The organism is Stieleria maiorica, from assembly GCF_008035925.1.
Lineage (GTDB): Bacteria > Planctomycetota > Planctomycetia > Pirellulales > Pirellulaceae > Stieleria > Stieleria maiorica.
On sequence record NZ_CP036264.1, the window covers coordinates 8,262,959 to 8,285,219 of the forward strand.

A 22,261-nucleotide genomic window follows, 5' to 3' on the forward strand; every position below is an offset into this window, starting at 1 on the left:
CGACCGACCTGACGCCCCCACACGATTGCAAGCTCGGCTCATGGAATTCCTACTCTACCTCGCGTTGATTCCCGCCCTGGCGGTGGCCGCCCAATGGATCGCCTGGCGGACCAATCTGCCCGGCATCTTGCTGTTGCTCTTGATCGGCGTGGCCGTCGGCGGACTGACGCGTCCGGATGACCTGCTGGCCGAATTGGTCAATGGCGACCCGACCACGACCGGCCCGCGATTGCTGTTTCCGCTGGTGTCGTTGGCGGTCGCCGTGATCATGCTCGAAGGCGGATTGTCGTTGAAGCTGAGCGACTTGCGCGAAGCCGGTTCGCCGGCGTTTCGACTGTGCACGCTCGGTGCCGCCATCACCGCGATCACCACCACGATCGCCGCCCACTTCTGCTTCTGCTTCGGTTGGCGGTTGAGCGCGCTGCTGGGCGCCATCCTGGTCGTCACCGGTCCCACCGTCATCGGCCCACTGCTCCAGCAAGTCAAACCGAGTCGCCGTGTCTCCAACACGCTGAAGTGGGAAGGGATCGTGATCGACCCGATCGGAGCGGTGCTGGCGGTTCTGGTGTTCGAGATCTTGCTGCTGCATCCCGGCCAGGCCAACCTGGGGCAGGGGGCGATGCTGTTGGGATGGACGGTCCTGGTCGGCACGGTGCTGGGGGCGGCCGGTGGTCTGCTGTTGACCTACGGCATCCGGCGTTACCTGATTCCCGATCACCTGCACGGCGTCGTCGCATTGACAACCGCGCTGTTGCTGTTTGCGGTCAGCGACCATTTCGCGCACGAATCCGGTTTGATCACGGTGACCGTGCTCGGAATCTGGCTGACCAACCAACACAACTTCGATATCGAACACATCATCGAATTCCAAGAACACCTGCGGACACTGTTGATCGGGTGCTTGTTCATCGTGCTGGGATCTCGCGTCGACATCAGCGCGGTCGGACAGGTCGGCTGGTCCGGTTTGTTGTTCGTCGCCGTGTTGATCCTGGTGGTCCGCCCGGCGTCGGTATTTCTGTCGCTGCTCGGCAGCGGGCTGAATCTCCGCGAACAAGCGTTCATCGCGACACTCGCCCCGCGCGGGATCGTGGCGGCGGCGGTCAGCAGTATCTTCGCGTTGCGGATCGAACAGACCGCCAAAATCAATGTGGCCGACGCCGACCAGCTGGCCACCATCACCTTCATCGTCATCGTCGGCACCGTCGCCGTCTATGGCCTGTTGGCGTCCCCGATTGCTCGCTGGCTGGGGCTTTCCGATCCCAATCGCAACGGGTTGCTGATCGCCGGGGCGGACGACTGGGTGATCCGCTTGGCGATGGAGCTGAAGAAAGTCGGTTGCCCGGTCGTCATGATCGACACCAACTATCGCAAGGTCACCAAGGCGAAATTGGAGGGGTTGGAGGCGATCTGCGCCAACCTCATGAACGAACACGCTCGCGAAGAACTGCCGTTGTCGGGAATCGGACACATGCTGGCCATGACCCCCAACGACGAAGTCAACAGTCTGGCCGTCCGCGAATGTCGATCGATCTTCGGACGGGCCAACACCTATCAGCTGACCTTCAAATCAGAAAACCCTCGCGGGATGACGCGGCACCTGATGGGCCGTGAACTGTTCGAACCCGGGTTGACCCACACACGCATCAACCAACTGTTCGCTGCAGGGTTCGAATTCAAGACCACCGCGATCAGCGATGAATTCACCTTCAAAGACTTTCAAGAGCTGTACAGCGAACAGTACGTCTTGGCGATCCTGACCGAAAAGAAGTCGCTGGAGATCATCACCACCGATGAACCGGCCGCGCCGGCCGCCGGCGACACCTTGTTGGCACTCGTCAACCCGACTCAGCCAGACCCGTCGACCTAGCAATCCGTGCGGTCGGACCAAACCGTCCAACCATCCGTACTGCTTTCAATGTGCTGATGTTGATCATTCGCCTATTCAGAAAAGACGCCACCTTCGTCAACCCTTCTGATTCACTCGTTCAGATTCACCAATCAATTGGCAAGTCTGGACGCGGCGATTCGATGACAACCATTGAATCGGGGGCGATTGACGTAAAAAACGCGGGCGCGAAACGCTCTCCGATGATTGCCCCTCATTGGGACAGACCCGGAGATTGTTTGTGGACGGTTTCGAAGACATCATCAAGGAATTTCTCGTCGAAAGCTACGAGAATCTCGACAAGCTTGACGGTGATCTGGTCGCCCTGGAAGGTACGCCCGAGGACCGCGAGCGGCTGGCAAGCATCTTCCGCACCGTCCACACCATCAAGGGAACCTCCGGATTCCTCGCCCTGCCCAAATTGGAACGTGTCACCCACGTCGGCGAAAACCTGTTGGTGCCGCTGCGTGACGGAGAACTGACACTCACCCGTCCGATCGCCGACACGCTGCTTGAAATGGTCGATGCGATTCGCGCGATCCTGCAACGCGTCGAATTGGGGCAAGGTGAAGGCGAAGAGGACTACGACGGACTGGTCAACCGTCTGCAAGCGGCACTGGAACAATCGCAGGATTCGGAGGGCTCGGATCCGGCGGATGCCACAACCGCCCCCGCAGACGCAATCGCCACTGAGAAACCGGACGAGGCGAATTCCGACGATGTCACCGCAAAGGGGGCGAGCGATGCGAACGACGCGTCCACCCAGAGTGGTCCCGCAGCGTCGGCTCCCTCCAAACAGGAACCCTCGCTGGTCGATGCCTCTGTGCGTTTGGATGTCGGATTGCTCGACAAACTGGTCAACCTGGTCGGTGAACTGGTCCTGGCACGCAATCAGATTGTCCAGTTCAGCCGATCGATGGACGACGCCCCGATGCTGGCCGCGGCACAGCGTCTGAACCAGATCACGACGGAGTTGCAAGAAGGCGTGATGAAAACGCGGATGCAACCGATCCGCAACGCTTGGGGAAAACTGCCACGTGTCGTTCGTGATCTGGCCGCTTCTTGCGGCAAACAGATCGACGTCCGCATGGAGGGCGAGGAAACAGAAATCGACAAAACGGTCCTGGAAGCGATCAAGGATCCGTTGACCCATATCGTCCGCAATGTGATCGATCACGGCATCGAACCGCCGCAGCAACGCATCGCTTGCGGAAAACGCCCCCAAGGCACGCTGCAACTCAAAGCGTTCCACGAAGGCGGCCAGATGATCATCCAAGTCATCGACGATGGGGCCGGCATCGATACCGACGCCGTTCGCGCCAAAGCGATCGAAAAAGGCATTCTGACCGAATCACAGGCTGCAAAGCTCAGCCAAAGCGAATTGACCAACCTGATCCTGTTGCCGGGGTTCTCGACCGCATCGTCGGTGACGAACGTGTCCGGCCGAGGCGTCGGAATGGATGTCGTCAAGACAAATATCGAGTCGATCGGTGGGACGTTGAGCATTCAAAGTGAGCCGGGCAAAGGCACCACACTGCGAATCCGAATTCCGCTGACGCTGGCGATCATTCCCGTCCTGCTGATCACCGCCGACGGCGATCGATACGCGATCCCACAGGTCAGTCTGATCGAACTGGTTCACATCGATAGCCAGCGGGCCGGACACGAGATCGAATTCATTCACGATGCCCCGATGTTCCGGCTTCGCGACCGGTTGTTGCCACTGGTCTATGTAGACGAACAATTGGGCCTGCACCCGCCGCGTCATCGTGGTGATCGACCGACGGACCTGAACATCGTCGTGCTGCAGTCCGACGGGCGTCAATTCGGGTTGGTCGTCGATGAGATCACCGACACCCAAGAGATCGTCGTCAAACCGCTCGGCCATCACCTGAAAGACATCCCCGTGTATGCGGGCGCGACCATCATGGGCGATGGCAGAGTCTGCTTGATCCTGGATCCGATCGGTTTGGCCCTGGCCGGAGGTGTCACCGATGGCCAGACCGAACGCCAGCTGCCGACAACCATGCCCTCCCAACGCCCCCACGCCGCGTCACAACAATCGCTGTTGATCGTCGACATCGGAAACGATGCCCGCGCCGCGATTCCGTTGTCCTCGGTCGCACGGTTGGAGGAGTTTTCCGCATCAAACGTGGAACATTTAGGCGGATTTGATGTCGTTCAATACCACGGCCAGACGATTCCGTTGTTCGCTTTCAGCCCGTCGCTTGAATGTCAACCTCTCATGATGACGTCCCAACACGGCGGCACCTCGTCGCCCTTGCACACGGTCGTCTTCCGGGACGGAAATCGTGTCGCCGGGGTCGTCGTCGGCACGATCCTGGACATCCTGCAGCAACGATCGCTGCGCGAATCAATCGCCGACGATGACCGCGATCCGACTCATTTGGTGATTCAAGGACGTGTCACCCAGGTCATCGACCTGAAATCATTCCTCCAAAACGCCCTCCGGCAATGGGACCAGGCCGGCTTTGCCGCATAGCACGACGGCCCGCCGATTGGCGAGCTCGTCCCGAGACCACCTACATGACCAACACCACCACGCACCACCGAGCCGATTCGTATTGCACGTTCCTCGTCGACGGGCTGTTGTACGGCATCGAAGTCGAAAAGGTGCAAGAAGTCCTCCGAACCCAGCCGACCACCCGCGTCCCGCTTGCACCGGGCGTCGTCCGTGGGCTGATCAACATGCGCGGCCACATCGTCAGCACCCTCAGCCTGCGCAGCGCACTCGGGCTGCCGGCCGGATCCAACGTCCGACAAGAGATGAACGTGATCGTTCGCTCGCCCGAAGGACCGGTCAGTTTGCTCGTCGACGAAATCTGTGACGTCGTTCGCGTCGATCAAGCGGACTGTGAACCGATCCCGGGAACGCTCCGACGCCAGCAGCGCCTGTTCCTGCAATGCGCTTACAAACTGCAACAACGCCTGCTCTTGATCCTTGATGCCGACCGCGTCGCCACCGTCGCCCATTGACTGCCACACTGCCCAGCAAGCCACACTGCCCAGCAAGCCAGACTGCCCGCCACCCCAACAACGTCCAACCGTTTCGCCCGAAAAGGAATCGATTCGTGTCCTTCAAACGCCTCACCGTACGCACCAAAATCTTCATCCTGGTCGGTGCCTGCGCACTTTCGTTCATCGGCTACGGACTTTGGTCCTGGAACACGCTCGCGGTCGCCAAAGTCCATGGGCCGTATTACAACCGCATCATCCAGGGCAAGGACCTGATCTCGGACACGATTCCGCCGTCAAACAATTTGATCGAATCCTACCTGTTGTCGCTGGAAATGGCCGATGACGTCGAGGAGGGGATCGAACGGGACCAGATTCAATCGCTGGTCCGACGTGGCACCGACTTGAAACGAAAATTCGAAGCCGGACATCGCTTCTGGGAACAGGAATTGACCGACGGGGCGATGAAAAAGATGAAAACCATCGACTGTTATGAAACGGCGATGGAGTTCTTCCGCGTGCGTGACCAGCAATTCGTTCCGGCGTGCTTAAGCGGTGATGTCGCGACTGCCAAATCGCTTTCCCGGGGCACGATGAGGCGGTTGTATGAAGAACACAAATCGGCCGTCGATGCGGTCGCGTCGATGGCGACCCGACGCAACGCCTCGGACGAAGCCGCCGTGGACGCCTTGGTCGATGCACGCATGGCCCTGTCATGGGCCGGCGCTGCGGTGATCTTGTTGGCGATCGCCGGGTTCGGGTCCTACGTCGCCCGCGAAACGATCCAACCGCTGCGCCGCTCGGCAACCAATCTCCGCTACCTGTCCACGCACGACCTGACCGACGTCAGCCGGCGACTTCGCTGCGACGCCGAAAACACCTCCGTTCAAGCCACGATGGCCAGTGGTGCGGCCGAGGAAGTCAGCGCCAACGCACACGCCTTGGCGACCGCGGTCGAACAGTTCGAAGAAAGCATCAAGGAGATCGCCGCCACCGCCGCCAACGCCGCCTCGGTCGCCCGCAATGCCGTCTCCGCGACCGAACAAACCAACCACACCATCACCCGGCTGGGCGAAAGCAGTGCCGAAATCGGCAACGTTATCAAAGTCATCAATTCGATCGCCCAGCAGACCAACCTGCTGGCCCTCAATGCGACGATCGAAGCGGCACGGGCCGGCGAAGCCGGCAAGGGATTCGCCGTCGTCGCCAACGAAGTCAAGGAACTGGCCAAAGAAACCAGCCGGGCCACCAAACACATCATCGGACGCATCGAAGCGATCCAAAGTGACACCCAAGAAGCGGTCAACGCGATCGGATTGGTCAGCGAAATCATCCGCGAGATCGATGAGAGCCAGAACGTGATCGCCGGTGCCGTCGAAGAACAAACCGCGATGACCTCCGAAATCTCTCGCAACATCTCCGACGTCGCCTCGGGCAGCTACGAAATCGTCAAGAGCATCACGATGGTTGCCGAGACGGCCCAGAGCACGACATCCGGCAGCGACGCAACCCTGGTCACCGCCGCCAGCATCGAACGGCTGGCCGCCGACCTGATGTTGCTGGTCGGGCAATCCGGCGAGTTCGCCGGACGAGACGATTCCGGCGACGACACCGCGTCCGACCAAGTCCCCGCAGAAGGCAAGTATCGCCTGGCGGCGGCCAAAGAAGACGAGTTCCTGGAAACGCTCTAGCGGCCGCGAAGGGGACCGCTGCGAAAGGGCGTCAGGCCCGAATGGAACGGACTTAGTGAGCCGACGGCGCTAGCCGCGGGCCTTGACACGTCTTTTTCATACGGCGGTACGGCCCGAGGCTAGCGCCTACGGCTCAGCGTCTTGGCTGAAGCTGGAAAAGGGGCCTGACCCCTTTTGACGCGTCTGTCCGTCTTCCCTCACGTTCTGCAAAATTCGGACTTCGTTCCGACCCCGCCGCTGAACGCCACCGACAATTGCCCGACTCTTCTACGCAATAATCATACGTGGTACATCAGATGACCGTCGAAACCTGCTCACCACCCGAAAAGCTCAAGCAAGCCCTTTTGAAGCGGTCGGACGAATTGGCCATGCTGCCGGCCGTTGCCACCGAAGCGTTGGAGTTGGCTCAGGATCCCGACTGCGTCGCCTCGGAATTCGCCGGCGTGATCGAACGCGACGTCAAACTCGCCACGGAGATCCTGTCGCTTTCCAACAGCGTGTATTTTGCAGCCAGCGCCCCGGTGGTCAGTCTCCGCCAAGCCGTCGTTCGGCTCGGACTGCGGCAATGCCGAAATCTGATCCTGACCTCCAGCGCCGCCAGCTTGATGAAGAGCATGCCGTTGGAACAGGAGTGGGTTCGCGAAGTCATTTGGCAACACAGCTTTCGGACGGCCAAGGCAGCCACCTACATCAACAAAAAACTTCGCATGGGATTCGAGGGCGAAGAATTCACGGCGGGACTGCTGCACGATTTCGGCCGCCTGTTGTTGGCCGTCGCCGCCCCGGAATCGTTCGCCAAGGCCGATCCGCTGGCGTTCGTCGAAGACGGCCAGTGCTTGACGGCCGAAAACGAGATCCTGGGCATCGACCACTGTGCCTTCGGGGCTTGGTTCGCCACTCACAACGGACTCCCCCGTGCCTTGGTCGCGTCGATCGAACTGCACCACCTGCCGGAAACCCATCACCCGGACAGCAAGCTGATCGCGTTGGTCGCCGCCGCGGACCACATCGCCAACCACTTCCAACGCTACGAAGAAGCCACCGACTATGACGTCGGCCTCAACCGCGGGGCACACGTGATCGCCAAGATCGGACACCCGCAATTGCTGAAGAACGAAAACGGAATCGTCGATGCGCTGTTCGGCGAAGTCCTGCCCGAGGCCCAGGGTGATCCCAGCGATCTTTCCTAACGTCGAAGGAAGTCAGACAATGAACAAAGAAATCCGCGTCATGCTCTGTGACGACTCCGCGATCATGCGCCGGTTGATCAAAACCGCGCTTGACCTGGAGCCGTCCTTGAAGGTGGTCTGCGAGGCAAAGCATGGACGCGAGGCCGTCGACCAACTGGAAGAAACCCGTCCCGACATCGTGGTGATGGACATCGAGATGCCCGTCATGGATGGTGTCGAGGCCGTGCGGGAGATCCGCAAACTGAATCGTTCACTGCCGGTCATCATGTTCAGTTCGCTGACCAACCGCGGCGCCGAAGCGTCGCTCGATGCGATCGCCGCCGGCGCGACCGACTTCGCCACCAAACCGACCGGCGCCGGACACATCCAACAGGCTCTGGAGTCGCTGCGGCGTGACCTGATTCCCAAATTGCTGCAGTGGACCGCGGGCAAGCGAGATGATTCCGGTCTTGCAGCCCCGGGCGCCGATCTGGCCCCCACCGCGTCCTACGAATCCCTCGAAGCCGAGGACGCTAAACCGAACGTCGCTGCCGTGGCCATCGGCGTCTCGACCGGAGGCCCCCAGGCACTGTCCAAATTGCTCTCGGGACTGCCCGAGGATTTCGCGGCGCCGATTTTGATCGTTCAACACATGCCACCGGTGTTCACCGGATTGCTGGCCCAACGCCTGTCCGCCCAAACCGGACACGACGTGCGGGAAGCGGTCGATGGCGATCGGCTCACCCCGGGGACCGTCCTGATCGCCCCGGGGGATCATCACATGTTGGCCTCGCGCGAGCACGACGGAGTCCGCGTGCGGTTGAACCAAGATCCACCGGAAAACTCCTGCCGCCCTTCGGTCAATCCGCTGTTTTGTTCGCTGGCCAAATGCTTCGGTGAACACTCGCTGGGAATCGTCTTGACCGGGATGGGGCAGGATGGAACGCGCGGCGCCAAAGCCCTGAAATCGTGTGGCGGCCGAGTCTTTGTCCAAGACAAGGAAACCAGCATCGTCTGGGGAATGCCCGGCCAAGTGGCCCAATCCGGGTTCGCCGATCGCGTTTTACCGCTCGACCAAATCGCCTCCCACGTCGTTCGCGTCGTCGGTTCGGGCGTGCGTGAATCCATGACCGTCTCGTCCAGTTGATTTCCACGACACAGCCGGTCGCCGTCGCAATGTCTCTCGCCACTGCCGATTTCACCTTCCTACGCGAGCTTGTCGCCAGTCAATCGGGACAATGGCTTGCGGCACGTCACGCCGCCGTGCTCGAACAACGCCTGGCATCGGTCGCCGGGGCCGTCGGGTTGCCCAGCGTGACGTCCCTGGTCCAGCGGTTGCGGCGCAGCGATGACGCGGACCTTTCGGCGCAAGTGGCCGAAGCCGTGACCGTCAATGAAACCAGCTTCTTTCGCGACGCCAACGTCTTCGAAACGATCGCGCACCGCGTGCTACCGAAAATCATCGCGAACAACGCTGACCGCAAACACCTGCGGATCTGGTGCGCCGCGTGCTCCTGCGGTCAAGAGGCGTACTCGATGGCCATGCTGCTTGGTGAACACTTTGCAGACCTGGATGACTGGGACATCCGCATCACGGCTTCCGACTTGTCACAGAACATGATTCGGCGGGCGGAACTGGGCGCGTTCAGCGAGCTGGAAACCGCGCGCGGGTTGCCGCCACAAAAACGGCTTCGCTACTTTGATCGTCACGGTACGGCGTGGCAGGCGAAACCCGAGCTGCGTCAGAGGATCCAATTCCATCGCATCAACCTGTTGCGTCCCTGGCCGTACCTGGGGCCGTTTGACCTGGTGCTGCTTCGCAACGTGCTGCTGTATTTCGATCCACCGACCAAACAAGACATTCTGAAACGACTTCGCGGTGCAATGCGTCCCGACGGCTATCTGTTCATCGGAGCGGCCGAAACCCTGATCGGATTGTGCGTTCCCTACCAAAGGAAAGAAATCGATGACACCGTCCATTATCGACCCGCTGCCATCTGAGCGGCCGAGCGACGCCGAGATCGGCCCCGAAACGCTTGCCCCGATGGTTCAAGACGTCTTGGCAACGATGCTCGAATTGCCGCGTCTGGCATGGGACGCGTCGCCGGAATCCGGCGGCCGGGATCAACTGATGGCGGCCATTCGGATCGCCGGAAACTGGAGTGCAACTCTGCAGATTTACGCCCCCGAGAAACTGGCCCGACACATCGCCTGTGCTATGTTTGCGCAAGCTCCTGGCGTCCTGGACGACGAAGACGTTTTGGACGCTTTCGGCGAAGTCGTTAATGTCATCGGTGGGAACTTGAAAGGAATGATCGACCAGGATTGCACGCTCTCGCTGCCCTGTGTCGGCCCCGCCCAACCGGATCCGACGTCAGGCGGACTGACGATCGTGCAAGACGTTTGCGGTGCCCCACTGACCATCGTGCTGTTCCAAGAATGAGCCCCACCCCGACTAATCGCCCATCGTTTCGAGGAGAACGAAGATGAAAATCCTGATCGTCGACGACAGCAAAGCAATGCGAATGATCGTCTGCCGTACACTCAAGCAAACCGACTTCAGCGGTTTCACCGTGATCGAAGCAGAAAACGGAATCGAGGCGCTCTCCAAGATCGCCAGCGAATCTCCCGACCTTGTCCTGTCGGATTGGAACATGCCGGAAATGAAAGGCATCGACCTGCTCAAACGTGTTCGTGATTCGGGCAACCGCGTCCGCTTCGGTTTTATCACTTCCGAAAGCAGTCTGGAAACCAAGAAATTGGCTCACGAATCCGGCGCCGACTTCCTCGTCACCAAACCCTTCACGCCGGGCTCGATGCAAGCCGCACTCGATCCGATCCTCGCCTAGCGTGTCACTGCGGTCCGAAGTCACGATGCCCCGTCCAACCGTTTTTGACTGATTCCATGTCTATCGCCAGCCCTGCTCCCCTTGCCGACGAAATCGGCAAATTCATGACTCACCTGTTCGGATTGAAGGTTTCGACCACCGAAATCAAGTCCCAGGAACTCTGCCAGCCACTGGCGGCCGTCGCAACCTATACCGACGGTCACGATCTGATTCGCGGCCAGATCGTGTGTGACCTCCGCTGCGCCTCCATTTTGGGCGCCGCGCTGACGCAAATCCCGATGGGCGTCGTCGACGACAGTCTGGAATCGGGCGAACTGTCCGCCAATCTGAGAGCCAACGCCTACGAAGTCTTCAACATCTGCGTCAACCTGTTCTCTTACCCGCAAAGCCGTCGCGTCGTACTTAGCGAGGTGCGATTCGAAAAACAGGCCGAGACGCCTCCGATGAAACCCACCTGGAGAAGCGACGCGTTTCAAGTCAACATCGAACGCTACGGAAGCGGATTCCTGCGTTTGATCCACTGCGCGTGAGTAGAGCGGCACCGCCGCATCCAACTCCGCCAACCGTTCGTCCGACTCCGTCAATCACTCCGGCCGCTCTTTCGTGCCGTCCAATACAGACCGGTGACGTCCTTGCCGGCCTCTTTTCTCAAGACCGACTCTGACATCCGGATCTCCGAAAATCCGCATCGCTCCAGAGTCTCGCGCACATAGCCCGCATGATGCGCGTACCGCCCCGACGCATTGAATTGATACCCCGTCGTCGGATCCGTCACCTCCCATTTTTCGAGCGAAAAAACCAGCGCCGCTCGATCCCCACGCAACGCCCGATGCGCCGCGCGAAAGACGGCGGACAATTCGCCAAAGTAGATCAACGTGTCCATCGACACGATCAAATCAAATTGCTCCGGATGATCGATCAAAAACGCCCCCAATTCCGAGCACACCAGCGAGTCGTAGCCACGATCTCGGGCCCGAGAGAGCATCTTGGGCGACAGGTCCACGCCGACAAGCTCCGATGCATACGGACGCAGAGGTTGCCCCATCAACCCTGTGCCGCAGCCCGCATCAAGCACGCAATGCCTGCCATCGGCCGCCACGTCCAATCGGGCAAGCAGCGTGCGGACCCACTGCGGCGCCGCGTAGCCGAGTGAGTTCAGTTGATCGTCAAAGGTCTCGGCGAATTGATCGAACACGTCGCGAACATAGTCGTCGGGCGCCCGCGCGGGCGCCGCCGCGGCGCCCGCGGCCAGCGATTCCTGGGCGGCCAAAAGGTGACGGGCGATCGAATTGTCGGGCTCTTGATCCAGCCATTCGCGAAGCGTTTGGGTGACGGCGTCTTGATCGTCCAACCTTCGGTACGCCGTGACCAGCTTTCTCCTCGCTCGGGCGTGACCAGGATCCAACGTCAACACCCGCGACAAGGCGTCGGCCGCCGACCGCCACGACTCGGTCGCCATCAACAAGTCCGCCAGCTGAACCGCCAGCTGTACATCGCCCGGCCAACGCTCGACCGCGGCGCGACAATGCCTCAACGCGACTTCGCACTGCTCGGATTCCTCTAGCACCAAGACCAGATTGCGGGCGATCGCGATTTCATCCGGATGCTGCTGTCGTAGCGTTGTCAAAACCTCGATCGCTTGGTCATGCCGTTTCGCGGCGAAATAGGCCTTGGACAGATCATTTCGGATCGCCAACGCTTGCGCGGCGTTCGGTTCCGCTTGGCTGCTTTGCTGTGCAAGCTCAAGCATCTCGACCGCCTGATCAAAATGCCCTAGCCGGGTCAACGCGACGCCGTAAACATGGCTGGCCAACGTCGACAACGGAACGAGTTTCCGCTGTCGTTCGCACGCGGCCACGACTTCATTGAACCGGCCCTGCTGGGCCAGTTCGACCATTGCTTGTTCAAAATCGGCGTGACGGTGTCGTTGTTTACGCCGACGCGGTGGACGTTGATTGGCCATCCAGTGGTGATCACCCCAAGGATCCGCAGCGTCGGATCCCGCTCGCGAGTTGTGTGAAGGAACTCGCGTAGCTTAACAGATCGTCGCGGCAGCGATATCGACGACCCTGACGTCGGTTTCGGGAAACGTGTACCCACGCCCAAAACCGACCTTGCGACGATCGATCGTGACCCAGTTCTTCAAACGAATGAACTCCGGGTCCGCGTGAAAACGCTGAATGTGAAACGGATCCGCGCCGGGGAAATTGTAGGCGCCGTAGGCCGAGCACACGCCCCGCAATCCCTGTTCACCCGCCAGATGCACCGCCGCCGCGCTCAGGTTGTTCGTCTGTCCGTACGGAAATGCGAAGTAGCGGATCGGCCGGTCCACCAATCGGCCAAGCTCCTCCGTCGCGGTGACGATTTCATCGACCATCGTTGCCGCATCTGCGATCGCCCCGACGTCACAATGGGTGCGAGTGTGGGCCCCGATTTCGATCCCCGATGCAGCCATCTGGCGGAGCTGATCCGGCGTATTGACTGGCAACGGAATCCCCCGTTCCAGATCGTGCGGAAAAGGCCGAGCGTGGACGACGAAATCCAAGGCCACGAAATACGTCATCGGGATCTCGTGCTCGATCAAGAACGGGATCGCTTGTTCACAGTTTTCCGCATAACCGTCGTCAAACGTCACCGCCACGGCCAACCGATCGTTGCGGCCACGTCGCATCCGCGTTTGAATCTCCGGCAGCGAAACGACATCGGCGTTCTGTTTCAACCAACGCATCTGGCGTTGAAATTCGCGATTTCCGATTGTCCAACCGTTGGGATGTGAATCCGCGACCCGGTGATAAAACAACACGCATAGCGGTGCCTGTCCCGCGGCCTCCAGCCGACGGCGGTACCGCATTCGCATCGGCAACGTGCCGTAGTAGTACGCGTGTAACGCAATTTCTCGTGCTTTCTTCATCTTCTGCGTCCTAAGATTGCGGTTGGCCGATCCCCAGGCCCGACTTGACCAGATTCTTGAACGTTACGCCGGCGCGGACGACTTGATGGCGCAACTGTGCCGCACGCCGGGGACTGCAGACACGAATTTCCTGGGCCGGCAAAAGCTCGGCCCGCCAACGCAACTTGTACGGTTCGTCACCGCGCATCATGTCGAAGGTCTTGCGCCCCGTCACGATCGACTCGCGGATCGCATGACAGAACATGCTTAATCCCGGTCGCAATGCCTCCGCATCCGGATCCATTCCGGATTGATAGAAATACCAATGGTCCTTGTCGGCGATCGCAAAGTGGGCCGCCACCGCTGCGCCGTCGTGGGTCGCGATGATCAGCTCCAGCAACCCCGCGTCGAGCAACTGCGCGGCCGCATCCCGCAGGAACGCCTCAAAGGGTGGATGATCAAAACATCCCGTCGTCCCCGACGCATGGCGACGACGCTGGTGCAGCGTGACGAATTGGTCCCAAACCGAATCAAGTTGCGGGCGGCTTTCGACGCGTTGCACCACGATCGTCCCGGAGTCGATGTTTTTAAGCGATTGTCGAACCTCGCGACGTCCACTCTTGGAACGCATCCGGACATACTCGTCCCACGTCGGCGGCAGATTGATCGCGTAACACCCCAGACCCTCGGTTTGTTCCACGTCCAACCCGACCGTGCGCATCGCCCGGGCCAGCGAGTTCATCGCCGCGTCTTCCTGATCCACTCCGATCAATTCGATGGCATCCCAAACGAGATGCTGAACGTTGGGGGTTTGATGCTGGTCGGCCGAACGGGCCAACCAGCCGGCGACCGCCGTACACACGGCTTCGCAATCGCCTGCGGACACCAACAGCGACAGGTGGTCGGTACAGGCCTTTCCCGATCCGAGAAACTGAATCGTCTTTCCCGTCCCGACTCGGTTCTCCAAACACCACGGCACGAAGGCGATGGTTTCGTCTTGCCGACGGACCTTGACGATCGAAAGGCGATAATTGTGTTGGTACGCCCTCCACCAGCTTCCCAACCACTCCCAACGCTGCAGCGGGTTATGGGCCAGCTCGTTCCAACGATCAAGATCACCTTGTGATAACTGGTCGACACTGCTGATCAATTCAATCGATGGAGTCATGCTTTGGTCCGGTCAAGATTCGGATACCTCTGAAAGAGGTGCGTGGATCAGTCCGCGCTAAAAAATGTGGGTTGAACCATCGCGAAGGCAACCGTCGGAGAAGAACTTCGGTCCGGATCCAGGCTTCACCCGGCAGTCCGTCATTGCGACCGGACCAATCGCACTAGCCGGAACTGGGCTCGTGGGCAAAACGATCCTGCGGTCGCGATCGGCGCGAGCGGCTTTCTTCGCAACGTAAGGTTGCCCAACCAGGGGTCGTTCGTCACGCAAAATCGCGGTTCGGGACACAAGAACGACTGTCAAAAACCGCCGATCGCACTGACATTTGACGTTCACGCTTCTCCGGTCCATGAGCCAAGCCAGCCTTTCCCAGTCAGCGACGAAATCGGCCAAGACACTTACCGCCGATACGTTCTCGCAAAGTGTGTTGCTGATCGGCGGCTTGATGGTCGTGCAGCGAGGCATCGGATTCGTCCGCAGCTTTTACGTTTGCGGCACATTGCCGGCGGCCGAGGTCGGGCGCTGGGATCTGGCGTTCAGCTTCTTGATGCTGGTCGCCCCGCTGGCGGTCCTCGGGATCCCCGGCTCATTCGGTCGCTATGTCGCTCGATTTGAAAAGAGCGGTCAACAGTGGCGATTCCTTTGCCAGACCCTCGCGGCCTGCCTGGCGTTGACGCTGCCCGCCGCGGCGTTGATTTGGCTGTTTCGCGACGCGGTGGCGCGGTACTTTTTCGGCAGCGCCGGGGACGCATCCCTGGTCTCCATCCTGGCGATCGGGCTGCCGGTCATTGTGTGCTTCAATTTTTCAACCAGCTGGTTTTCCGGCAAACGGCTCAATCGATTCGTCTTCCGAATCCAGTTCGCCCAAACACTATTCTTCGCATTGCTGTGTGTCGTCCTGTTTCAATTGGCCGCGGTCAACGCCTCGTCGGTCGTCACGGCCTACCTGCTGTCCTGCCTGGTCGGCACAGCGTTGGGCGCCAGCTACTCGCTGCTGGACCGGCGCCAGACGCCACCCCAAGAAGTCACTCCCGACGCCGCGGGCACAACCGTCGGTGTTCAGGCTTTAGCCGCCCAGCCTCGCCGCGTCGCGGCGACCGGGGATCGCTTCAAGGCGAGACACCAACGGTTGCTGCATCGTTTTTTTCCGCCCGAGACCGATCAGGCCGATTCGATTTGGCGAAAGATTCTTCCGTTTGCGGTCTGGGTCTGGGTCAGCAACGCATTGATCAACCTGTTTTCGGTTTGCGACCGATTGCTTCTGGTCAATTTCTTTCCCGATCCGTCGGTCGACATTCAATATCTGGTGGGCCAATACCACACCGCATGCATTTTCCCCTTGTTGCTGATGACGATCGGCGCCATGGCGGCATCGACCGGGCTGCCTTACTTGAGCAAGGACTGGGAATCGGGCGACCGTCAGGCGGTGGGCCGGCGGATGAACCTGATGCTCAAAGCGATCGGCTTGTTTTGTGTGACCGCGTCGGTCGCCATCCTGCTGCTCGCGCCGATTCTGTTCGGCGAATTCTGGAAAGACAAGTTTTCGCTCGGCGAGTCGCTGTTGCCGATGACGCTGTGTTACTGCTCGTTGGCGGCGATGACGATGGTCGCACAAAAATACTTTTGGTGCCTGGAGAAGACCTGGATCAGCAGCTGTTGCTTGCTGTTGGGGCTGGTTTGCAATTTCCTGGTCGGTCTGGCATTGATCGGCGACTTCGGGATCGACGGTGTTGTGGCCTCCACGTTGATCTCCCATGCAATCGTCTTGGGCGGCGTGCTGCTGATCTGCAAACTTCACCGGCTGCGAATCGATTCCGGTGTGTTCGTCGTGTGCGCTGCTTTGTTCACGATTTGCCTGGGTAAATGGATCGCCTTACTGTCCCTGGTCTCGTTGCTGCTGGCCGCCTGGTACACCCCGCTATTGGTTAGCGATGCGCTTCGTCGCAGCGCACTTGTAAAACTCCGCTCCGCTTTTGGCATGAACCCTTCATGAGTTTGGCAGAACTGATCGATCAACCAGAGTCCCGCCAACAGGAACCTCCGCAACCGCTGACCGGCAAGGTGTTGTTGTTGGGAAACGACGACCGCGTGCTGCTGGCCGTTGCCCGGGGCCTCGGTCGCAATGGCATCTCCGTCGATGTCGGCTGGTGCGATGCAAATTCGCCGGCACTCAAATCGCATTACGTCAACGCGTTTCACTCGCTTGCCCCCTACACGGCCGATGACGACGGGTGGCTTGATGCGTTGCACGGGTTGGTCAAACGCCACCACTATGACCTGGTCATCCCGTGCAACGACTTTGCCGTCGTTCCCTTGCAACTGGAACGCGAAAAACTCGATCCCGACACGCATTGGTATTTAATCAACGACGACGCGTTCCAAGTCGCCTTTGACAAAGCCAAAACCAGCGAACTCGCGGCGGAATTGGGGATCAATCTGCCGCGTGAATGTGAAATCACGGCGGAGAATCTGGAGCGAGGATTCAACGACCGCAAGTTCACGCTGGTCGATCGGCGACCACTCCGCTTTCCGGTTTTCGTCAAACCGCGTTCATCGATCACCGCCTGCGACGTCGCGAACAAACGCGCCGCAAGGCACGTCGAAACTCCCGATCAATTGGCCGAAGTCCTGATTCATGAATTCCCTGACGATGGCGTGCTGATTCAGGAAAGCTTTTCCGGCGAAGGGATCGGCGTCGAAGTGCTGGCCCACCAAGGGAGAATCCTGATGCAACTCCAGCATCGACGCCTTCGTGAAACCATCGACGGTGGCAGCACGTATCGCGAAACGATCTCGGAGATTCCCGAGCTGACCCAGGCGACCGCAAAACTGGTCCAGCGGTTGAACTACACCGGTGTCGGCATGTTCGAATTCCGCTACAACCGAGAAACCGGTGGTTGGGTGTTTTTGGAAATCAACGCCCGGTTTTGGGGGTCGCTGCCGCTGGCAATCGCGGCCAAAGCGAATTTCCCGTTCGCACTCTATGAACTATTGGTCAAAGGCAAAACAAACTTTTACACAAATCACACGACCGGTGTCCGCTGTCGCAATCTGATCAAAGACCTGCGTGCGTTTCGGCATCAAAAGGCATCGGAGTTTGAACTGGAGAAACTGTTGTTCGGCAAAGACCACTTGGACTTCTATGCGCCCGATGACTGGCGACCGCAAGTGGCGACGCTGATGGAATTCGCCCGATCGCTATTGGGTAAAGTCACGCGGCGAATCGAAACGAGTGTCTAGGCTGGGCCGGGGCGTGTTGAAGTCGCTGACTTCGCCAGAAGGCGGTTCCGCTGCGTTTTCCACGCTCTGGCGAGCGCAGCGATGTCTCAGAGACAGGTCCGTCGGGCGATCGGTCGGTAGGAATCAACCCCCGGGTGCGATAGACTACTCCGCGCCGATCCCCAGACTTCTGCTCCACCGCAACACGCTTTCCACCTGATGCCGACGCCCGTACCGCTGACCGATGAAGAACGTGCCACGTACGAGTGGCAGATGTGGGTTCCCGACTTCGGCGAATCCGGCCAAGAAAAACTGAAAGCCGCCTCGGTGATGATCTCGCGTGTCGGCGGCGTCGGCAGTGTGGTCGCTTATGAACTCGCCGCCGCGGGTGTCGGCAAGTTGGTGCTCGCTCATGCCGGCAACGTCAAACCGAGCGATCTGAATCGCCAGCTGTTGATGACCCACGACTGGATCGGCAAACCGCGGATCGAGTCGATTCGGCGCAGGCTGTTGGAATTGAATCCACGGCTGGAGATCGTGGCCGTCGGTGAAAATGTTAGCCAGGCCAACGCCGCGGATTTGGTCGCCCAGTCGGACATCATCGTCGACTGTGCGCCGCTGTTCCCCGAACGGTTCGCGATGAACGAACAGGCGGTGCTGCAAAATAAACCGATGGTCGAGTGTGCGATGTACGAACTGGAAGCCCACGTGACGACGCTGGTCCCCGGTCGATCGGCCTGTCTGCGATGTCTGTTCCCCGAACAACCGCCGACCTGGACCCGCCAGTTCCCCGTCTTCGGCGCCGTTTCCGGCACGGTCGCCTGCATGGCCGCGATGGAGACGATCAAGACAATTGCGGGAATCGGCCAGCCGCTGGTCAACCGATTGCTTAAAATGGACCTGCGGGACATGAGCTTCCATCGGCTCAACGTGAACCGACGTCCCGAATGCCCCACCTGTGGTCATCTGCCCCACGCTCCCTCCACGGCTGTCTCATGAAAGTCATCATTCCCACGGCGCTGCGAAAACACACCGGCGGCCAGAACCATCTTTCCATCGCCGCCACCACGGTCCAAGACGCCCTCGAACAGGTCGTCACGGCACACCCCCAACTGCGCAGCAGTCTGTTCGATGACCGCAACCAATTGGTCTCCTACGTCAACGTTTTCGTAAACGATCGCAACATCCGCGACCTGGAAAACGAAGCGACACCGCTCCGCGAGACCGACGAGATTCTGTTGGTCCCGGCGATCGCGGGAGGCTGAACCGATGTCGGACCAAGGCATGCTGGCGCGAGAAGAAACCGCTCGCTATGCGCGGCATCTGACGTTACCCGAAGTCGGCACCGAGGGCCAAGTCAAACTGAAATCGGCCTCGGTCCTGGTCGTGGGAACCGGCGGGTTGGGATCGCCGGTCGCTCTGTACCTGGCCGCCGCCGGCGTCGGCCGCCTGGGGATCGTCGACTTTGATCGCGTCGAGTATTCGAACCTGCAGCGACAGATCATTCACGGGTCCGACGACGTCGGCCGCCCCAAAGTCGATTCGGCTGCCGAATCCATCGGCAACGTGAACCCGCTGATCCAAATCGACCGGCACGATCAAGCGCTCACCAGCGCCAACGCGATGCAGATCGCCGCCGACTATGACATCATCATTGACGGCACCGACAATTTTGCCACGCGTTACCTGGTCAACGACGTCTGCGTGCTGCTGGGCAAACCGAATTGCTACGGCAGCATCTTTCGCTTCGAAGGCCAGGCCTCGGTGTTCGGACTTCCCGGCGGCCCCTGCTATCGATGTCTGTACCCGAAACCACCCGATCCCGGCATGATCCCCAATTGTGCCGAGGGCGGCGTGCTGGGGATTCTGCCGGGCATCGTCGGCACGATCCAGGCGACCGAGGCGATCAAGTTGATCCTGGGGATCGGTGAGTCACTTTCCGGTCGGCTGTTGTTGCTCGACGCGTTGGAAATGAGATTTCGCGAACTGAAAGTCAGCCGAGACCCGAGTTGCCCGGTGTGTGGCGATCAGCCGACGATCACCGCGCCGATCGATTACGACCAGTTTTGTGGGACGCCCAAACAGGACAGCACGCAAAGCCCCTGGGACATCGAACCGACGGAATTCAAACGACGACTGGATGCCGGAGAGCCGATGACGGTTTTGGATGTTCGCAAGCAGCACGAGTATGACATCTGCAATCTTGGCGGGACGTTGATTCCGCTCGATGAATTGCCCACGCGTCTCGGTGAACTCGATCGATCACGGACGATCGTCGTCCACTGCAAACTCGGCATGCGCAGCGCCAAAGCCGTCCAGATCCTCCGCGACGCCGGTTTCCCCGACGTCAGCAACCTCAACGGAGGAATCATCCGCTGGTCGAAGCAAATCGATCCCACCATCCCGACCTATTAGGAAGCCAGGCTTCCAGCCGCCAAGTGTAGAGCCGTTGTCCCCAACTGTTCCCCCCGGAAAGCGCAGCGCCACACCCCGGCACAACCCCGCAGCCGCAAGCGACTGCGGGGGCACAATTGAGACAATGGTGCTACACTGCCCTCCGGCCGCCAAGTGTAGAACCGCTGTCCCCAGCTGTTCCCTCCTGAAAGCGCAGCGCCACACCCCGCCACACCCCGCCACACCCCGGCAGCCGCAAGCGACTGCGGGGGCACAATTGAGACAATGGTGCTACACTGCCCTCCGGCCGCTGAGTGTAGAACCGCTGTCCCCAGCTGTTCCCCACTGCAAGCGCAGCGCCACACCCCGGCACAACCCCGCAGCCGCAAGCGACTGCGGGGGCACAATTGAGACAATGGTGCTACACTGCCCTCCAGCCGCCAAGTGTAGAACCGTTGTCCCCAACTGTTCCCTCCTGAAAGCGCAGCGCCACACCCCGCCACACCCTGGCAGCCGCAAGCGACTGCAACAGCACAATTGAGACAATGGTGCTACACTTCCCTCAACACTCCCTCGTGAAGTTCGAACCGTTGATCCGCCAAGACTTCGGCTTCTTCGTTGCTGTGGGTGACGTGCAGCGTGGTCACTCCGGTCGTCTCCTTGACCCGTTTGAGCAGGGCGTGCATTTCCGCGCGGGTCGATTCGTCGAGGGCACTCAGGGGTTCATCGAGCAACAACACTGCGGGTCGAAATGAGATCGCCCGCCCGAGCGCGACACGTTGCGATTCGCCACCACTGAGCGCGTCGACCTTTCGCCCCAACAACGCTTCGATCCCGAGCACTTCGGCAAGTTCAGCGATCCGATTATCGATCTCTATCTGAGGCCGCTTTCGCAGCCGCAGCGCGAACGCCAAATGCTGTGCGACCGTCAGCGTGGGAAACAGCGCCAGGTCTTGGGGGACATATCCGATCTGACGATCTCCCGGCAACCAGGTCGTCACGTCGACGCCATCGATCGAAATCCGCCCCGAAGACACCTTGCGCAAGCCGCAGATCGATTCCAGGATCGTCGTCTTGCCGCGTCCGGTCCGGCCCATCAGCACGGCGTAGTGACCGCATGGGACGTGCATGGAGATGCCCGAGAGCGAAAAATCGCCGGCATGAATGGCAACGTTGTCCAGCTGGATCACGCGTTTAATCCCGTCCCGAGCACGCGGAGAATCAACAACACGACCACGGCCATCGCGACCATCAACAACGACACGGCGACCGCGGCGTTCAACTGACCGATACTCAATTCCAAGAACACGGTCGTCGAAAGCACCTCCGTCCGCATCCGCGTTGCCCCGGCGAACACGAGGATCGGTCCGAACTCGCCGAGCGCCCGCGCCCACGCGATCGTCGTCGCGGCGATCATCCCTCGCCACGCTTGGGGCAGCGCGATCTGCATGAACGCCTGGCCCCGCGTGCAACCGAGCGTCCGCGCCACGTCTTCGGCGCGTGGATCAATTTGGTCGAACGTCACACGCATCGTTCGCACCGCAAACGCGCACGCCACTGAAAACTGGGCCAGCACCACCGCGGGCCACTGGTACGTGACCGGGAATCCGACGCTGTCGCGCAACCACGCCTCCAATTCCCAACCAAAAATCGGCAGGTGAAACAGGATCAACAGGCTCAGCCCCAACACCAACGGCGGCAACACGATCGGAATATCGACCAGGGTGTCGACCAACCAGCGTCCCGGAAATCGATAGCGTGACAACAAGTACCCCAGCGGCGTCGCGACCCACAACGACAAGACGGCCGCGGCGGAGCAACTCAGGATCGTCAACCGAAACGCCGCTTGAATCTCCGGTTTGCGAAGTGCATCGATGAAGTCACTCGGTGAGGTGAACACGACGTCCGCGACCAACAACAGCACGATCAAGACGATGAAGCAGGCGGAGATCCCGCCCATCACCAGGAAAAATGGCGTGTCGCTGCGGCGCCGAAACGTCCGTGAAGAAGTGGAGTCCAC

The 22,261-nt window shown here is 60.1% G+C and carries 20 protein-coding genes; 15 read left to right on the forward strand and 5 right to left on the reverse strand.

What is annotated here, in order from left to right; genetic code table 11:
- Window positions 1-40 precede the first annotated feature (40 nt).
- From Mal15_RS27945 to Mal15_RS27990, 10 genes are all read left to right on the forward strand, one after another.
- Window positions 41-1,867 (forward strand): cation:proton antiporter, encoded by a 1,827-nt coding sequence (locus Mal15_RS27945; RefSeq protein WP_147870766.1) that lies wholly within the window; start codon window positions 41-43, stop codon window positions 1,865-1,867.
- A 259-nt stretch (window positions 1,868-2,126) separates the two neighbouring features.
- Window positions 2,127-4,388: a chemotaxis protein CheA gene (locus Mal15_RS27950; RefSeq protein ID WP_199773748.1), complete on the forward strand. Its 2,262-nt coding sequence runs from the start codon at window positions 2,127-2,129 to the stop codon at window positions 4,386-4,388.
- A 44-nt stretch (window positions 4,389-4,432) separates the two neighbouring features.
- Complete coding sequence (locus Mal15_RS27955) at window positions 4,433-4,882, forward strand: chemotaxis protein CheW (RefSeq protein WP_147870768.1); 450 nt, start codon at window positions 4,433-4,435, stop codon at window positions 4,880-4,882.
- 95 nt (window positions 4,883-4,977) lie between these two features.
- Entirely contained in the window at window positions 4,978-6,552 is a 1,575-nt protein-coding gene (locus tag Mal15_RS27960; RefSeq protein ID WP_147870769.1) for a methyl-accepting chemotaxis protein, read from the forward strand.
- A gap of 296 nt (window positions 6,553-6,848) precedes the next feature.
- Window positions 6,849-7,742 (forward strand): HDOD domain-containing protein, encoded by an 894-nt coding sequence (locus Mal15_RS27965; protein WP_147870770.1) that lies wholly within the window; start codon window positions 6,849-6,851, stop codon window positions 7,740-7,742.
- A 19-nt stretch (window positions 7,743-7,761) separates the two neighbouring features.
- Entirely contained in the window at window positions 7,762-8,868 is a 1,107-nt protein-coding gene (locus tag Mal15_RS27970) for a protein-glutamate methylesterase/protein-glutamine glutaminase (RefSeq protein WP_167547094.1), read from the forward strand.
- A gap of 29 nt (window positions 8,869-8,897) precedes the next feature.
- Window positions 8,898-9,722, forward strand: coding sequence for a CheR family methyltransferase (locus tag Mal15_RS27975; RefSeq protein ID WP_147870772.1), 825 nt, complete (start codon window positions 8,898-8,900; stop codon window positions 9,720-9,722).
- Window positions 9,688-10,164 carry a chemotaxis protein CheX gene (locus Mal15_RS27980; protein ID WP_147870773.1) on the forward strand — a complete coding sequence of 159 codons (477 nt, stop codon included), beginning with the start codon at window positions 9,688-9,690 and terminating at the stop codon, window positions 10,162-10,164. The genes Mal15_RS27975 and Mal15_RS27980 overlap by 35 nt, the downstream gene beginning before the upstream one ends.
- Before the next feature lie 43 nt (window positions 10,165-10,207).
- Window positions 10,208-10,570, forward strand: a complete 363-nt coding sequence (locus tag Mal15_RS27985; protein ID WP_147870774.1) for a response regulator — start codon at window positions 10,208-10,210, stop codon at window positions 10,568-10,570.
- A 56-nt stretch (window positions 10,571-10,626) separates the two neighbouring features.
- Window positions 10,627-11,100, forward strand: a complete 474-nt coding sequence (locus Mal15_RS27990; RefSeq protein ID WP_147870775.1) for a hypothetical protein — start codon at window positions 10,627-10,629, stop codon at window positions 11,098-11,100.
- A 50-nt stretch (window positions 11,101-11,150) separates the two neighbouring features.
- Here Mal15_RS27990 and Mal15_RS27995 read toward each other — a convergent pair whose 3' ends face one another.
- From Mal15_RS27995 to Mal15_RS28005, 3 genes are all read right to left on the reverse strand, one after another.
- Window positions 11,151-12,467, reverse strand: coding sequence for a tetratricopeptide repeat protein (locus Mal15_RS27995; protein ID WP_167547095.1), 1,317 nt, complete (start codon window positions 12,465-12,467; stop codon window positions 11,151-11,153).
- 138 nt (window positions 12,468-12,605) lie between these two features.
- Entirely contained in the window at window positions 12,606-13,481 is an 876-nt protein-coding gene (locus Mal15_RS28000) for a polysaccharide deacetylase family protein (protein WP_147870777.1), read from the reverse strand.
- Between the two features lie 10 nt (window positions 13,482-13,491).
- The gene (locus Mal15_RS28005; protein WP_147870778.1) at window positions 13,492-14,628 is read right to left on the reverse strand and encodes a GNAT family N-acetyltransferase; all 1,137 of its coding nucleotides are present in this window, start codon (window positions 14,626-14,628) and stop codon (window positions 13,492-13,494) included.
- Between the two features lie 349 nt (window positions 14,629-14,977).
- On the opposite strand from Mal15_RS28005, the gene Mal15_RS28010 reads away from it, so the two are divergent.
- The 5 genes from Mal15_RS28010 to moeB all read left to right on the forward strand — a co-directional run bounded on the left by Mal15_RS28010 (window position 14,978) and on the right by moeB (window position 20,262).
- Window positions 14,978-16,621 (forward strand): oligosaccharide flippase family protein, encoded by a 1,644-nt coding sequence (locus tag Mal15_RS28010; RefSeq protein ID WP_147870779.1) that lies wholly within the window; start codon window positions 14,978-14,980, stop codon window positions 16,619-16,621.
- Window positions 16,618-17,868: a carboxylate--amine ligase gene (locus tag Mal15_RS28015; protein WP_147870780.1), complete on the forward strand. Its 1,251-nt coding sequence runs from the start codon at window positions 16,618-16,620 to the stop codon at window positions 17,866-17,868. The genes Mal15_RS28010 and Mal15_RS28015 overlap by 4 nt, the downstream gene beginning before the upstream one ends.
- A gap of 198 nt (window positions 17,869-18,066) precedes the next feature.
- Window positions 18,067-18,846, forward strand: coding sequence for a HesA/MoeB/ThiF family protein (locus tag Mal15_RS28020; protein ID WP_147870781.1), 780 nt, complete (start codon window positions 18,067-18,069; stop codon window positions 18,844-18,846).
- Window positions 18,843-19,112, forward strand: a complete 270-nt coding sequence (locus Mal15_RS28025; protein WP_167547096.1) for a MoaD/ThiS family protein — start codon at window positions 18,843-18,845, stop codon at window positions 19,110-19,112. Before Mal15_RS28020 ends, Mal15_RS28025 begins: the two co-directional genes overlap by 4 nt.
- Window positions 19,113-19,116: 4 nt before the next feature.
- Complete coding sequence (gene moeB / locus Mal15_RS28030; protein ID WP_147870783.1) at window positions 19,117-20,262, forward strand: molybdopterin-synthase adenylyltransferase MoeB; 1,146 nt, start codon at window positions 19,117-19,119, stop codon at window positions 20,260-20,262.
- Between the two features lie 530 nt (window positions 20,263-20,792).
- Here the strand turns inward: moeB and Mal15_RS28035 are convergent.
- Both Mal15_RS28035 and Mal15_RS28040 read right to left on the reverse strand, forming a co-directional pair.
- Window positions 20,793-21,431 carry an ABC transporter ATP-binding protein gene (locus Mal15_RS28035; RefSeq protein WP_147870784.1) on the reverse strand — a complete coding sequence of 213 codons (639 nt, stop codon included), beginning with the start codon at window positions 21,429-21,431 and terminating at the stop codon, window positions 20,793-20,795.
- A complete protein-coding gene (locus Mal15_RS28040; protein WP_233903077.1) occupies window positions 21,428-22,261 on the reverse strand; it encodes an ABC transporter permease in 834 nt (277 codons plus the stop codon). The genes Mal15_RS28035 and Mal15_RS28040 overlap by 4 nt, the downstream gene beginning before the upstream one ends.